The 14,590-nt window shown below is 71.3% G+C and carries 13 protein-coding genes and 1 riboswitch; of the genes, 4 read left to right on the top strand and 9 right to left on the bottom strand.

The genetic code is table 11. The annotated features are described in order from the left end of the window. Nucleotides 1-104: 104 nt before the first annotated feature. Nucleotides 105-308: riboswitch (cobalamin riboswitch) on the bottom strand. Nucleotides 309-503: 195 nt separating this feature from the next. After that, nucleotides 504-1,316, top strand: a complete 813-nt coding sequence (locus AWQ68_RS20190) for an ArsR/SmtB family transcription factor (RefSeq protein ID WP_084464210.1) — start codon at nucleotides 504-506, stop codon at nucleotides 1,314-1,316. A 133-nt stretch (nucleotides 1,317-1,449) separates the two neighbouring features. Then, entirely contained in the window at nucleotides 1,450-1,800 is a 351-nt protein-coding gene (locus AWQ68_RS20185; RefSeq protein ID WP_084464209.1) for a DUF1801 domain-containing protein, read from the top strand. Nucleotides 1,801-2,013: 213 nt separating this feature from the next. On the opposite strand, the gene AWQ68_RS20180 is transcribed toward AWQ68_RS20185, so the two are convergent. Genes AWQ68_RS20180 through AWQ68_RS20170 form a run of 3 tightly spaced genes read right to left on the bottom strand, consistent with a single transcriptional unit; the run spans nucleotide 2,014 to nucleotide 3,719 of the window. Next, nucleotides 2,014-2,721, bottom strand: a complete 708-nt coding sequence (locus tag AWQ68_RS20180; protein WP_066942451.1) for a VIT1/CCC1 transporter family protein — start codon at nucleotides 2,719-2,721, stop codon at nucleotides 2,014-2,016. A 3-nt stretch (nucleotides 2,722-2,724) separates the two neighbouring features. Then, on the bottom strand, nucleotides 2,725-2,931 hold the full coding sequence (locus AWQ68_RS20175) for a hypothetical protein (RefSeq protein WP_066942449.1): 207 nt from the start codon (nucleotides 2,929-2,931) through the stop codon (nucleotides 2,725-2,727). After that, entirely contained in the window at nucleotides 2,928-3,719 is a 792-nt protein-coding gene (locus tag AWQ68_RS20170; RefSeq protein WP_066942447.1) for a COG4280 domain-containing protein, read from the bottom strand. Before AWQ68_RS20170 ends, AWQ68_RS20175 begins: the two co-directional genes overlap by 4 nt. Before the next feature lie 89 nt (nucleotides 3,720-3,808). On the opposite strand from AWQ68_RS20170, the gene AWQ68_RS20165 reads away from it, so the two are divergent. Further along, on the top strand, nucleotides 3,809-4,363 hold the full coding sequence (locus AWQ68_RS20165; protein ID WP_066942446.1) for a Chromate resistance protein ChrB: 555 nt from the start codon (nucleotides 3,809-3,811) through the stop codon (nucleotides 4,361-4,363). Here the strand turns inward: AWQ68_RS20165 and AWQ68_RS20160 are convergent. Genes AWQ68_RS20160 through AWQ68_RS20140 form a run of 5 tightly spaced genes read right to left on the bottom strand, consistent with a single transcriptional unit; the run spans nucleotide 4,330 to nucleotide 9,351 of the window. Next, the gene (locus AWQ68_RS20160; protein ID WP_066942444.1) at nucleotides 4,330-5,163 is read right to left on the bottom strand and encodes an ABC transporter ATP-binding protein; all 834 of its coding nucleotides are present in this window, start codon (nucleotides 5,161-5,163) and stop codon (nucleotides 4,330-4,332) included. The two genes, AWQ68_RS20165 and AWQ68_RS20160, sit on opposite strands and share 34 nt — an antisense overlap. Nucleotides 5,164-5,170: 7 nt before the next feature. After that, on the bottom strand, nucleotides 5,171-6,199 hold the full coding sequence (locus AWQ68_RS20155; RefSeq protein ID WP_066942442.1) for a FecCD family ABC transporter permease: 1,029 nt from the start codon (nucleotides 6,197-6,199) through the stop codon (nucleotides 5,171-5,173). Next, complete coding sequence (locus AWQ68_RS20150) at nucleotides 6,196-7,218, bottom strand: FecCD family ABC transporter permease (protein WP_066942440.1); 1,023 nt, start codon at nucleotides 7,216-7,218, stop codon at nucleotides 6,196-6,198. The genes AWQ68_RS20155 and AWQ68_RS20150 overlap by 4 nt, the downstream gene beginning before the upstream one ends. Then, nucleotides 7,215-8,219: an ABC transporter substrate-binding protein gene (locus tag AWQ68_RS20145; protein ID WP_066942438.1), complete on the bottom strand. Its 1,005-nt coding sequence runs from the start codon at nucleotides 8,217-8,219 to the stop codon at nucleotides 7,215-7,217. Before AWQ68_RS20145 ends, AWQ68_RS20150 begins: the two co-directional genes overlap by 4 nt. A gap of 34 nt (nucleotides 8,220-8,253) precedes the next feature. Continuing rightward, nucleotides 8,254-9,351, bottom strand: coding sequence for a C45 family autoproteolytic acyltransferase/hydrolase (locus tag AWQ68_RS20140; RefSeq protein WP_066942436.1), 1,098 nt, complete (start codon nucleotides 9,349-9,351; stop codon nucleotides 8,254-8,256). Nucleotides 9,352-9,442: 91 nt separating this feature from the next. Here AWQ68_RS20140 and AWQ68_RS20135 point away from each other — a divergent pair, with 91 nt between their 5' ends. Beyond that, nucleotides 9,443-10,402, top strand: a complete 960-nt coding sequence (locus AWQ68_RS20135; protein WP_066942434.1) for a MurR/RpiR family transcriptional regulator — start codon at nucleotides 9,443-9,445, stop codon at nucleotides 10,400-10,402. Nucleotides 10,403-10,807: 405 nt separating this feature from the next. Here the strand turns inward: AWQ68_RS20135 and AWQ68_RS20130 are convergent, their stop codons facing one another. Further along, nucleotides 10,808-14,365, bottom strand: coding sequence for a serine/threonine-protein kinase (locus AWQ68_RS20130; protein ID WP_066942432.1), 3,558 nt, complete (start codon nucleotides 14,363-14,365; stop codon nucleotides 10,808-10,810). Between the last annotated feature and the right edge of the window lie 225 nt (nucleotides 14,366-14,590).

Genomic DNA, 14,590 nt, shown 5'->3' with positions numbered 1-14,590 from the left:
GGATCGCCCAGGAGAGGCCCGCCTGTGCGGGCAACGCGAAGCACGCCACGCCGGTCGTACGGCATGCGCCCACCGTCCTCTCTTGGGGAGATCCGCCCCAATTCCTTCGAGGAGGCGACCGCGTGAGTCTCCTGGCTCTCGGGTCGATGCTCGCCCCGGCCTTCCCGCCCGCGTACGGGCAGTGGCGTCGTCGGGGTTCGCTCGCCGATCACAGTGGCGGGACCGCGCCGGATTCACACCGGCTTCCTCGTTCCGCCGTCGCCTTTGCGGTCATGGTCGCATACGACGCATAGCTCACACAAAAGCCACGGTTGTGGCCGGTTTCGGCGGCGGGCCTTCTCGCGCTGCCGGGGACGGCCGGTGGCGTGGTGATCGCCGGCCCTTGTCGTCGCCGGGGTGTTCCCGCTCCATAAAGGCACGTCCGCGGCGTCGTGGTAACCGCTCGCGAAGCGGGCATCGACGCTCCGTTGACATGTGACCTTTTGGTCACCTATTTTGGTGTCGTGAGCGATGACGACCTTGTGTTCAGAGCGCTCGCCGACCCGACCCGTCGCTTCCTGCTCGACATGCTGTTCGCCCGGGACGGACGGACGCTGGGCGAGTTGGAGGCGGAGGTGGAGATGACCCGGTTCGGCGTCGCCAAGCATCTGCGGGTGCTGGAGGACGCGGGACTGGTGCTCAGCCGCCGGTCGGGCCGGGAGAAGCTGCACTTCCTCAACCCCGTGCCGATCCGGTTGATCCACGACCGGTGGATCGACAAGTACTCCGAGCGCTCCGCGGCGGCGCTCGCCGATCTTAAGAGAGAACTGGAGCTATCAGCCATGATGTCGACGACCGACACCACTGAGGGCAGCACGGTCATCCAGGTCTACCAGGTGTACATCAAGGCCACCCCGCAGGCGATCTGGGACGCCATCACCAAGCCGGAGTGGACGGTGAAGTTCGGTTACCAGGTGCCCGTCGACTACGACCTCCGCCCCGGCGGCGCGTTCCGCGGGATGGCCAGCGAGGCCATGAAGGAGTTCGGCGCGCCGGACGTCATGGTCGACGGCGAGGTCATCGAGGCCGAGCCGCCCCGCCGGCTCGTGCAGACCTGGCGCGCGCTGTTCGTCGGCGAAGGGTTCACCCGGCTCACGTACGAGATCGAGGAAGACGGCAACGGGGTCTGCAAGCTGACCGTCACCCACGACGTCACCGGCGCGCCCCAGACGGCGGCCCAGACCGCCGGCCGGATCCCCGAAAACGGCGGCGGTTGGAACCAGATCCTCAGCGATCTCAAGACCCTGCTGGAAACCGGCGAGCCCCTGTACCGCTGATTCCGGCGCCCCCTCTTCCCCCCGGGCCCGGGCCGGTACGCGCGGCAGCGACCGGCCCGGCGGCCGGCCTCGTCCGCCGTCCGCGCGGAGGCCGGCCGCCCGAAACGAGCCGTATCCGACGAACGGAGAGACCATGAGTGACGAAGCCGTCGACGAGTATGTGAGAACCCGGGTCGCGCCCGCCCACCGGCCCACCGTCGCCGCCCTGCGCGACCTGATGAAGCAGCACGCGCCCGAGGCCCGTGAGGTCATCGCCTACGGATCCCCGGCCTGGCGGGGCGACAGGAATCTGGCGATCATCAGCGCGAGCACGACCCACATCACCCTCGCCTTCGACCGTGGCGCGGAGTTCGCCGACGCGCACGGCCTGCTCGAGGGCGTGGGAAAGAAGACCCGGCACGTCAAGATCAAGAAGCTCGAGGACATCGACCCCGACGCCCTGCGCGACTACATCACCCAGGCCGTCGAGCTGGACCGGGGGTGAGAGCCGCCGGACCTCCAGCCGCCGGCCCGCGCGTGCCGGCGGCGGGAGGTCCGGTGGCGGTCGCGCGCCTCGGCCCCTCAACAGCGTCGGACTGTTGAGGGGCCGGTGGTTTCGCGGGCGCACGGATGCGGGCGGAGCCGAGCCCGGTGGTCCTTCCGGAGGGGCCGTGCCCGCCGTTCGCCGGGTTTCCGGTGGGGATGGCGGGCCTGTCCGTCAGGTGATGAAGGTACCGACCAGGCTGCCCACGCCGTACGTCACGGCGGTGGCGAGGGCGCCGAGGGCGAGCTGGCGGGCGCCGCCGTAGAGGGGAGAGCGGGCGGTGAGCCGGGCGACCATCGCGCCGGTGGCGAACAGCGCGGTGGCGGTGAGCAGGATCACGGCCAGGGTCGAGGACAGGCCGACGAGGAACGGCAGCACGGGGATCAGCGCGCCGATGGCGAAGGCCAGGAAAGAGGACCCCGCGGCGACCCAGGGGGAGGGGAGGTCGTCGGGGTCGACGCCGAGTTCTTCCCGGGCGTGGACGCGCCAGGCCACTTCCTCGTTGTGGTGGAGTTGCCGGGCGACCTCCGCGGCGAGTTCGGGGGTCAGACCCCGGGACTGGTAGAGCAGGGCGAGTTCCCGTTCCTCCGCCTCCGGGTTGCGGGTGAGCTCGCGGCGTTCGATGGCGATCTCAGCCTGGGTGAGCTCCCGCTGCGAGGCGACCGAGGTGTATTCGCCGGTGGCCATGGAGAAGGCGCCGGCGGCGAGCCCGGCGAGCCCGGTGATGGCGACGCCGGTGCCGGTGGCCCCTCCGCCGATGACTCCGGCGAGGAGTGCGGCGTTGGAGACGAGTCCGTCCATGACGCCGAAGACGGCGGGGCGCAGCCAGCCGCCGGTGACGTCGCGGTGGTGGGTGTGGAGTTCCACGGTTTGGGCGGTCATCGGTCAGCTCCTGACGTCGATGACGACGCTGACGACGAAGAACAGCAGGAGCAGGACGCCGCCGGCGATCGCGGCCGTGGCGGCGGTCGCGCCCGCGAGCACGACGCCGAGGGTGAGGGCGAGGGCGGCGACGACGGCGGCGGCGATCTTCCAGTCGTCACCGATGATGAAGTCGTACCAGAAGTGGGCGAATCCCTTGATGAGCTTCATCGGACGGTCTCCGGCTTGAGGTGGGTGGACTGCGGCTTGAGGCGGGGCAGGTAGCGGACCAGGACGCGGGAGATGAGGAGCCAGCAGGCGATGAGGGCGAGGATGGCCCAGTCGCCGCCGGGCCATTCGAGGCTTTCGCCGCTGTGGGTGAACACGCCGAGGCCTTCGACGGCCCAGTAGGCGCCGAAGCTGGCCAGGAGCAGGCCGACGCCGTACTTGAGGGCGTTCTCGGGGATGGCCGCGAGCGGGCGGTGCAGGATGAGGCCGGCGAGCAGGACGAGGATGCCGGCGGCGGCGGCGCCGCCGATGGCGGCGGGCATGTTGGCGGCGCTGAGTCCGAAGGTGATGACGACGAAGACGACTTCGACGCCTTCGAGGAAGACGCCCTTGAACGAGACGACGAAGGCGAAGGTGTCGATGCCGAAGCGGCTCTGGCGGGCCGCCTGCCGCGCCGCCGCCGTCTGGGTGGCGTACTCCTCTTCTTCGTCGTGCATGGCCTTGAGTCCTGAGGAGCGCAGGACGGCCTTGCGGAGCCACTGGAGGCCGAAGATCAGCAGGAGGGTGCCGACGACGAGCTGGAGGAGTGATTCGGGGAGCCAGGTGCTGAGGGCGTATCCGGCGGCCGCGGTGAACGCGGTGAGCGCGACGAGTGCGGCGAGGGTGCCGGCGAGGGCGGAACGCCAGCCGCGGGTGACGCCCATGGCGAGGACGATGGTGAGTGCCTCGACGAATTCGACGAATGAGGCGGCGAAGGTTGAGGCGACAAGGCCCCAGGTTGCGCCTGTCACGGCGTCTCCTTGCTTTGTAACAGATGTTTCACTGCATCTAATGCTTCATTGCACATGCCGGATATGTCAACTGGGTAGCCTTGGGTGCCATGACGATCGACGAGCGTTATCTGCAGCTCGTGTACCGGGTGCCCTCCACGACGTCGCGCGCCCGGGTGGCGGTGTGGCGTGAGCTGAAGCGTTTGGGCGCCCTCTACATCCAGCAGGCGGTGTGCGTGCTGCCGGACCGCCCCGGTGTCCGGGAACGCCTGGACAAGGTCCGTGAGCGCATCGACGAGCTCGGCGGCGAGAGCATGATCTTCGTGCTGACCGAGGTCGAGGAGCGCGAGCACCGCGCGCTCGTCGAGTCGTTCCGCGAGAACTCGGCGAAGGAGTACGCCGAGATCGTGGAGGAGTGCGAGACCAAGTTCTTCAAGGAGATCGAGTTCGAGCGGTTCCGGGAGAACTACACGTTCGAGGAGGCCGAGGAGATCCGTCAGGACCTCGAGAAGCTGCGCCGCTGGCTTCGCAAGGTCGAGGCGCGCGACTGGATGGGCGCCCCTGGGAGGGAGCTGGCCCACGAGAAGGTCGCGGAGTGCGAACGGCTTCTCGACCTGTTCGAAGCCGACGTCTACGAGCGGGTCGGCGACCCCGGCACGGTCTGACGAGCCACGCGGTGCGGAGCCGGACGCCGGCGTAACGGGATGACGAGCGGGCGTCCGCTCCGCGGGTTGACGCCGATCTCCACGTCCAGCGAGAAGACCGTGCGCATGGTCTCCTTGGTCAGCACCTCCCGCGGCGTTCCCTGGCAGACGAGCTCACCCGCGGCGAGGACGAAGATGTGGTCGGCGTACTCGGCCGCCATGTTGAAGTCGTGCAGGACCATGGCGATCGTCTTGCCCTCCTCCCCGTTGAGCCGGGCCAGCAGGTCGAGCAGTTCGAGCTGGTAGGTGACGTCGAGGAAGGTCGTCGGCTCGTCCAGCAGGAGCAGGTCGGTCTGCTGTGCCAGGCACACCGCGATCCACACCCGCTGGCGCTGGCCGCCGGAGAGCTGGTCGACGTACTGGTCGCGCAGCGCTGCGGTGTCGGTCGAGCGCAGCGCCCACTCGACCATCTCGCGGTCCTGCGGGGAGGGCGCGCCCACGGTACGGCGGTGCGGATGGCGCCCGAACCAGACCAGGTCCTCCACGGTGATGGCCTCCGGGGTGGTGAGCACCTGCGGAAGGATCGCGAGCCGCCGGGCGATCTCCTTGGTGGGCAGGGACTGGATGGAGGCGCCGTCCAGCAGCACCCGGCCCCCGGCCGGGCGCAGCAGGCGGGCGAGGCTCTTCAGTGCGGTGGATTTTCCCGACCCGTTCGGACCGATGAGGACGCTCACCTGGTTGTCGGGGATCTCCAGGGAGAGGTTCCTGGCCACCACCTTGCGGTCGTAGCGCAGTTCCACACCCTCGGCGGAAAGGCGCATGTCGGGCCTACCTTCCGGTTCGCATGAGCAGGTAGAGGAAGTACGGCGCGCCGATCACCGCGGTGATCAGTCCGGCCGGGATCTCCAGGGGCGGACTGATCCCGCGACCGAGGGTGTCCGCGCCGAGCGTGAGCAGGACGCCGACGGCGGCGGCCATGGGGGTGAGCGTCGCCATCCGGCCGCCGACCAACCGCCGGGCGATGTGCGGGGCGATCAGGCTGACGAACGACAGCGTGCCCGCGGCGGCGACCGCGCCCGAGGCCAGGACGACGGCCACCCCGATGGCCAGCCGGCGGGTGCCCTCGGCCCGCTCGCCCAGCCCGACCGCCATCGGATCGCCGAGCCCCATCACGTCCAGCCGCCTGCCGAGGAGCACGACCACGGGCAGGCAGACGACGACCCACGGCACGGTGATCGCCACGGTCTGCCAGGTCCTCCCGAAGAAGCTGCCGGCCAGCCAGATCAGCGAGCCGTTCACGTCCTGCGGATAGCGCATCAGCAGGAAGCGGATCATCGCCTCGCAGCAGGCGCTCGCGGCGACTCCGACCAGAGCCAGCCGGATCGGCGTGGTGCCGCCCCGGTACGCCAGCGCGTACACGACGACGGTGACGGCCACGCCTCCGGCCAGCGCGGCGACCGGCAGCAGGCTGAGCGGCGTGGCGGGCAGGATCAGCACCACGAACAGGGCGGTCACGCCGGCGCCCCGGGTCACCCCGAGCACGTCCGGCGAGGCCAGCGGGTTGCGGATGACACTCTGCATGACGGCGCCGGAGGCGCCGAGCCCCGCGCCGACCGCCCAGCAGAGGATGATCCGGGGGATCTGGTAGTCCCACACCAGCCGGCTCAGCGCGTCGTCCGCCCGGCCGGTAAGAGCGTCCAGCACGTCGCCGAAGGGGAGCGGGACCGAGGACACCGTGAGGCTGTACGCGGTGACGACGACCGCGAGGCCGGCGGCGGCGAGGTACCACCTGCCCCGTGCGGTGCGCCGGGGCGCGACGGCCGAGGCCGGCGACGGGGAGGGTGCGAGGGCGGTCATGCGGATTTCCTGTCTCGCCGGGCCAGCCAGACGAAGTACGGCGCGCCGAGCAGCGCGGTGACGACGCCCGCGGGCACCTCGTTGGGCGGGTTGACGAAGTGGCTGACCGCGTCGGCGAGCACCAGCAGGGCGCCGCCGAAGAGCGCCGACACCGGCAGAAGCCGGACGTGGTCGGATCCGACCAGCCGCCGCGCCATGTGGGGGACCACCAGGCCGACGAAGCCGATCGGCCCGGCCACCGCGACGCAGGCACCGGTGATCAGGATCACCAGCGCGGCCCCGCAGAGCCGTACGAGCGCGACCCGCTGGCCGAGCGAGCGGGCCATCTCCTCACCGAGGGCGAGGACGTTGAGCCGGCCCGCCATGGCGAGGCAGCCCGCGATCCCGGCCAGGGCGACGGGCAGGATGGTCCACGCCTCGCGCCACTGGCTGAGGTTGACCCCGCCGACCAGCCAGTAGACCACGCTCTCCGCGTTGTTCTCGTGAAAGATGATCAGACCCTGGGTGAGGGAGAGCAGCAGAGCCGAGACGGTCACACCGCCGAGGATCAGGCGGTTCTCACGCAGCCCGGAGCCCTTGCTCCGTCCGGCGAGGGCGAGTACGGCGCAGCCGGCCGCCGCGGCGCCGCACAGCGCGAGCGCCACGGTGGACACCTCGGCGAGCCGCGGCACCACGGTGAGCGCCAGCACCACGGCGAAGCTCGCGCCCGCGGTGACGCCGAGCAGGTCGGGAGCCGCCAGCGGGTTGCCGGTGACGCCCTGCATGACCACGCCCGCCGCCGCCAGCGCCGCCCCGACGGCGAGGGCGACGAGCACGCGGGGCAGCCGGATGTCGGCCACGATCATCTCGCCGGGTGTGGACGCGTGGCCCGTCAGCGCGCTGATCACCTCACCGGCCGGGACATGTACGGCCCCCAGCGTGAGATGCCAGACGGCGGCCGCGACGACGAGAGCGAGGCCGCCCGCCGCGGCCGTGAGCCACGGCCGCGCCGGGTGCCGTCGCCGGACGGTCGCCGTCATTTCGCGCTCAGGAGGAAGTCGGCCGCCTGCTCGGCGACCATCTCGGCCGCGGTCACCCCCCGGTTGCGGGCCCACACGTCCGGGTCGACGGAGAACAGCCGGTTGGACGCCACCGCCGGTATCCCCGCGAAGAGCTTGTTGGCCCGCCACGCGGTGATCGGGTTCTGGGGGGTGTAGTTCGCGATGAACATCGCCTCGGGGGCGGTCGCGACGAGGGTCTCCAGCCCCATGTCCGCCTGCGGCTGCGCCTGGTCGGCCGGGAGCGCGGGCTCCAGGCCGATCGCCGACAGCACGCTGGGCACGAACGCCGCGCCGTTGTGCGCGGTGAACGTCTTGTCCGCGGCTACGGCGAACAGGGCCTTCGGCTTGGCGGGCAGCCCGTCGATCCTCGTCCTGATCGAGGCGAGCTTGTCCTGGAGGCCCGTCACGGCCTTCTCCATCTCGGCGCACCGGTTGAGCGCCTGGCCGAGCGCGCGCATCGCCGCGATGTTCGCGGCCAGGTCGCCCTCCTGGCTGGTCAGCGCGATCGTCGGGGCCATCGCCGAGAGCTGCGGATAGATGTCGGCGTTCCGCTTGGCGTCGATGACGATGAGGTCGGGCCTGAGCGAGGCGATCACCGGCAGGCTGGGCGACTTGCGCAGCCCGACGGAGGTGTAGTCGCCCAGACGCTCCCTGATCGGCTCGATGATGCGGTTCCTGTCGCTGTCGTCCGCCACGCCGACCGGGCGCACGCCCAGCAGGCTGGCCCCGTCGGCGAAGGAGAACTCGGTCACGACGACGTGGGACGGATCGCCCTTGACGGTCGTCGTGCCCAGCGCGTGCGTGATGGTCCTGTCTGTCTTGCCGCACTGACCGGCGTCGCCCCCGGCGCCGCCTCCCGTGCCGCCCGAGAGGCCGGCGGCCCCCTGGGAGCCCGTGGAGCCGGCGGTGCCCCCGCACGCCGCCAGCGAGGTGACGAGGAGCAGCGCGATGGCCGCCGGCCTCAGGATGGAGAACTTCATGGTGAGGGGCACTCCTCTTCGGTACGCCGAGAGTTCAGGAGTAGAGGTTGACGGGGATCAGGTCGTAGCCGTTCTCGCAGGGGTTGCCGGAGGTCAGCCAGTAGTCGCCGGTGGTGAGGTCGACAAGGCTGGAGGCGACGGTCTGGTAGCGGTCGGTGTCCGGCTTGTTCGGGTTTGGATGATTGCATACCGAATCCGGCCAGCCGAAGTGGTCGGACATCGTGTCGCGGATGACCGCCCTGACCTTGGCCGGCTCCGTGGCGTCTCGCACCGCGCGCAGCCCCTGCCGGATGCGCTGCACCCGGTAGAGGGAGTCGACGGCGAAGGGCTTGTAGGAGTCGTTGATCTGCTCGGGCACGAACGCCTCGAAGTGGTTGCCGTGGACCAGGACCCCGTCGTCGGGATACATCCAGTGATGGCGGCCGGGGGTGGTCTCGATGTCGATGGCGAAGCCGTCGCGGTGCGTGAGGAGGATGTTCGTGGAGAACCCCTGGCGTACGTGGAAGACGGCGTCGAGCGCGTCGTGCATGTTCCAGGAGTCGAGCGCCTTGCGGCGGACGAACGGGCCGGGGACGCCGAGTCCGGTGCCGAAGCGGGGACCGAGTCCGTTGGCGTTCAGGCCGATGCCCGCCGAGTTGGCTCCCTGCCGGCCCACCTGGCCGGCCTCGACCTGCATCATGATCGTCGGCTTGCCCGGCTGCTCGATGCGCAGCATCATGACCGTCTCGGCGGTCGCGCACTGCCAGTCCCAGTTCTGCCCGCAGTAGACGCGCCCGTCGCCGGACGCCTCCGCGAGCACGGCGAAGGACGAGCACTCCTCATCGGAGGCGGCGAAAGGATTTCCGTTGTGCAGCTCCCCGCGCCCGTTCAGGGCGAGGATCTCGTGGAAGGTGCGGTTGGCCCCTTCGGCGATCCCGCGCACCTCGTCGAGGATCTCGGGGTGGTACGCCTCGATGAGCGGCACCCAGCCCTGTGTCTGCTCGGTGACGGAGGCCCACGGCAGGTCCGCTTTCCGCGCGAAGCTGTGCGCGTACCATTCGACGGCTTTGTCGATCTTGTCGCGGGCGGCCTCGCCGTACTGGCGGCCGCGTTCACGAGGGGTTCCGGAGATTTGGACGAGATCAACAGCCATGATGTCTCCTTCGCATCGGCTGGTGTACGGGTAAGGTAGAGGTCACTACAAAGACGGTCAAGGGTGTGATGTGTCTACTACAGCGATACCGGTGAACGCCCTGCTGGAACGCGTGCAGGCGCGGCGCGGAGAGCTGAGCCCCGCGGCTCAGCGCGTCGTCGACTTCCTTCTGGAGAATCCCGAAACCACGGTCTTCCTCTCCTCCGCGGAGCTCGGCCGGCTCACCAGGACCAGCGACGCCACGGTGATCCGCACCGTCAAGCGGCTCGGCTACAGCGGGCTCGACGAACTGCGCGACGAGGTCAAGCAGGCGATCGACGACCGGCTGAATCCCGTCCGCCGGCTGCAGCGCAGCCTGGACTGGGCCGGAGCCGACCCGGAGACCGTGCTCGCGCACACCCTGGACCTGCACGCGACCCTGCTCGAGGACGCGCGGCGCACGCTGTCGCCCGCGCAGTTCGGGGGTGCCGTCCAGCTCCTGGACCGGGCCTCGTCGGTGCTCGTCTTCGGCATCGGCCCGCTCGGCTTCGTCGCCGACTACCTTGCGCTGCGGCTGCTCCGCGTCGGCGTTCCGGCGCACGGCGCCACCGCCACGGGTTTCCGGCTCGCCGACGACCTGCTGAACATGACCAGGCACCACGTCGTGGTGATGTTCGCCTACGACAGCATCCGGCGGGAGACCGAGGTGGTGCTCCAGCAGGCCGCCAGGGTCGGCGCCCCGGTGATCCTGATCACCGACTCTCTGGGCCGGGTCCTCGGCCCCCAGGTGCAGGTGGTGCTCAGCGCGCCGGTCGTGCGCAGCAGCATGGTCAGCTCCTACACGACGTCGCTGCTCGTGGCGGACGCCCTGGCGCTGTCGGTCGCGTCCCGGTCGCGGCGGCGCGGCGAGCGCTGCTTCGCGGAGCTGGAGCGGCTCCGTGCGCTGCTCGGCCGCCAGGAGCGTGCGGGCTGGTCATCCCTCGGCCCCGACGTCGGTGCGGCCGACGGCGAAGAACACGGTGACGAGGAGCCCCCCGGGCACGGCGAGGGTCCCCGCACCGAACGGACCTGACGGCAGGATCATGCCGATGACCACGAGGGCCGACGCCGCGGCGTCGGCCGGTGGCGGGCCGACGTCGCACTTCAGGGCGTTCCTCCAGATCGCGGCCGGCGGCCGATGCGCGACCGCGCCGAGGGGTGGGACGCCGGTCGTCGCCATCCCCGCGGACGGGGATCGCCGGCGCCCCCACGGACCCGACCAAGGAGGCCATCCCGGCGCCCGATGAAAGCTCTGACGTGTCGCCTACATTCATTACTCTCCTCATGTAGTGACTACTACAGGCTCACCGCAATAGTGCCCCGGGAACGGCGAGGGCGCAAGGGGGCGATCGCTCCGGTCCTCGGCATCCGACGGGCCTACTCGGCCTGAGGCGGCGCGGGCGCGAGGTGGACGCCGCCAGGGCTACGGGGCCCGCGGTCAGGGGGCGCAGACGTCCCGATACGACGCGCCGGGGAGGTCACGGGCCCATTCGGCCTTGGTGAGGCTGCGCCCGGCACGGGCGCAGACGGCGGCGACGAGGTCGTCCGGATCGACGGCGATCTCCCGCAGCTCCCCGTTTTCGTCCAGGACGCGCAGGACCCGGCCGCCGGAGGCGAAGGCGGCGGCGGCCACCATGTCGGCGCCTGTGCCGGGCATCGACCTCCCGAGCTTGGCGGGCGTCGCGGCGTCCCACAGCTGGACGGCCCCATCCGTGCTGACGGTGGCGGCCGCATCGCCGACCGGCGAGAACAGCACTCTGTCGGCGGGGGCGGTGGCGGCACTGAAAACCGGGCCGCGTCTGCGGCCCGTGGTCAGATCCCAGAAGGTCAGGCGGCCGGAGGAGTCGCCGATCGCGAGGATCCGGCCGTCCGGGCTGAACGCCGCCTGGTCGATGCGGACCGCACGGATGCCGATGCTCCCGGAGGTTGTCGCCGGCCCGAACGGCTGGCCGGTTGACAGATCGATGAGGCGGTTGACCGTGGAGTCGAACGGCGCGACCATGGTGCTTCCAGGGCGGAAGACAGCCTCCATCTCGCGCCGCAGGTCGATCGTCTTGATCCAGCGGTCCTGCCGCATGTCCCGCACGAGCAGCCGCTCGTGCTGCTCCTGCATCCCCTCCGTTTCGGGGTCGGCGGCTATGACGACGAGGAGACTTCCGTCGGCGTTCACGGCCAGGCTCCTCGCATACCAGTTCCCGGAAAGGGCGATACGGTCCGTCTGGACGTGCCGCTCGATGTCCCACACCCGGATGACATCGGCGCCGAGGCCGTCCACGAAGGCGAGGTGGCGCCCGTCGCCGCTGAACGCGAGCGACAGCATCGGCGCGTCCGCTTCCAGCAGCCGTATCGGCGGGCCGGAGCGGCGCAGCCGCGCGGCGTCCCACAGCACCAGGTCACGGGCGTCGGCTTCGTGGATCACCAGGAGCCGGCCGTCGGGACTGTACAGCGCGACATCGGGCGTGACCCCCGGCAGCCGCCTCCGGGCGAGGAGGTCGGAGATGTCGAGCGTCACGACCGTGTCGTCCGCCAGGTAGCGCAGGGCCGTGCCGTCGAAGCCGAATCCCTGCGCCTCCGCCCGGTACGTCAGCAACGTGTTTCCCGTCGCGATCTCGATGAGCCGGAAGTCGTTGTCCTCCCGGGCCACAAGGAGCCGCCCGTCCGGGCTGAAGAGGACCCGGCCGCCGACCGGACCCGGCTGGGCCGGGAGGAGCCGTCCGGTCCTGAGGTCGATCAGGGAGAGGCCCGACTTCGCGAAGCAGGCCAGGGTGTGGCCGTCCGGGCTGATCGCGATGGAGTAGGCGGTCCCCGTGCAGGCGTCCTTCTCGTGCCATCGGCGCACCGGGTGGCCGCCCGGCAGGCGCCACAGGTGGAAGCTGCCGAGAAGGTCCGCGAACGCCACCAGGTTGCCCGATGGGCTGAAGGACGCGTCGCTGACCCCGGATCGCGACGCGTAGGTCGCGCCGGTGCGGATGTCCCACAGGGCGGTGCCGTCGCCCTGGTGGACCTGCAGATAGCGGTCATCGGCACCGGTCTCCACGCCGTTGAACGGCACCGCGGGCTCAAGCTTGAACACCTTGCCGGTCGGCCTGCCGGTCGTCGTGTCCCACGCACGGACTTCGGTCGGCGGGCCGTCCACTCGGCCGGACGCCACGGCGAGGATCCTGCCGCTCGCGCTGAGCCCGGCGTCCAGCAGCGTGTCCCCGTTCCGAAAGCTGAGGCCGTCCCATCCGCCGACCGGTTTGCCGCTCCTGAGGTCGTAGATCCGGACACCCCGCGGGGTCACGCTGAAGAGCCTGCGCCCATCGGCGGTGATCATCCGTACGGAGTCGCCGACGGGATCGGTGAAGACGGCGCGCTCACGCTGTGCCCAGGAGTTCTGCAGTGCGCCCCGCGTCTGCGGGGTCCGGGCGAGCCGCCAGGAGGCGACGCTGAGCAGCATGGCCCGCACGGGGTCCTCCGTACGGACGCGGTCGGCCTCGGCGGCGGCCTGGCCGGCAAGGGCCTGGTCGCGCTGCTCCGCGACGACGCCGCTCTGCCGTACGGCCGTCGCGCCGGCCGCGACCGAGACGACGAGCAGCACGGCGAGGACGGCGGTCAGCAGCCTCCGGCGGCGGAGCCGGCGGCGGGTGGCCGCGTCGCAGGCGTCGAGGAAGTCACGCTCCAGCGGGCCGAGCCTGAGGTGGCGGCGGCCGGTCGCGGCCCAGCGCACGGCGGTCTCCAGCCGGCCGCCCTGCAGGACGTCGCCGTCGCGTCGCCCGTGGCCGTCCCATTGCCGGGCCGCCGCCCGGATCATCTCGTGAACGGCGAGGCCGTCACGCTCGTCGTCCACCCACGCCCGCAGGCGGGGCCAGGCGCGCAGCAACCCGGGACGGGCGAGCGCGATCTCGTCGCCCCGGAGCGCGACCAGATAGGCGAAGACGTCGAGGATCCGCTGGAGTGCCGCCACTTCGTCGGCGGGTCTGCCGTCGAACAGCTCGGCACGGGGGACCGGCCGGAGCGTGATCTCTCCGCCCTCGGCCGCGCGCACCATCCGGAGGAAGACGTCGGGCACGAGGTTGCGCTCGGTCTCGCTGAGGAACCCGTACGCGTCCTCGGCGAGCGTCGACAGACCGGGATCGGGGGCGAGGTCGAGGCCCAGCAGTCCCGCCTCGGCGCTGCCCGCCCTGAGGAGGTCGGCGGAGCTGTCGCCGGCGCCGGTGAGCAGACCGAGGAGGAGCTCTCGTGCGGTGGGCCGCGCGAGCGGGTCCTTGCTGAGGGCGGCCTCGACGAGCGGGCGCAGGGAGCCGGGCAGCACGCCGAGATCGGGGTCGGTCGCCAGCACGCGGTGCATGACCGCCCCCAGGCTCTCCGCGCGGAAGGGGTCGTCGCCGCTCGCGGCGTACAGGACGATCGCGCCCCACGAGAACACGTCCGCCGGGGCTCCCGCGCGCCGGCCCATGAAGACCTCCGGCGCCATGTAGGTGGGCGTACCCGTGACGAGCCCGCTCGCGGTGAGCGACATCTCCAGCGTCCTGGCGACCCCGAAGTCGATCACCCGCGGGCCGTCCGGCCCGAGGAGCACGTTGTCCGGCTTGAGGTCCCGGTGGATGACGCCGGCGTCGTGGATGGCCGCCAGCGCGGTCGCCACCGCCGTCGACAGGCGGTGCAGGTCGTCGCCGCCGAACCGGCGGCCCTCCACGATCGCCCTGCGCAGGCTCGGCCCCTCGACGTACTCGCTGACGATGTACGGCTTGGGCCCGTCGAGGTCGACGGCGAGGACGCGGGCCGTGCAGAAGGAGGCGACCCGGCGCGCCGCGGTGGCCTCCTTGCCGAACCGGGCGCGCAGGTCGGGGTCGCTCGCCGCGTCGCCGTGGAGGACCTTGACGGCGACACGGACGCCTTCGGGGTCGTAGGCCTCGTAGACGACGCCCTGCCCGCCCGCGCCCACACGTCCGGCCAGCCAGTAGTCCCCCAGCCGCGGAGGGTCTCCCGGAAGCAGGGCGGATGCGGGCGCCATGCGATCACTCCCTCCGGCTGATCACGAGTACGAGCGATTAGACACCGGACGAGAGGGAGAAGTTCCGCGTTCTTTCGCCGTGCGCTGGGGCCATGAGGTCCGGGCGGCGGACGCCGGCCCGCGAGAAGGACTGCCGCGACAAGGAACGTGGGCCGAGCCGCCGGCGTACCTCGAACGCCTGCGCGCCGCTCGCTGACGCCCTGCCGCGTCCGGCCGGGCCGTCCG

Source organism: Microtetraspora fusca (genome assembly GCF_001570365.1).
Lineage (GTDB): Bacteria > Actinomycetota > Actinomycetes > Streptosporangiales > Streptosporangiaceae > Microtetraspora > Microtetraspora fusca.
This window is presented reverse-complemented; position numbering and strand designations above follow the sequence as displayed.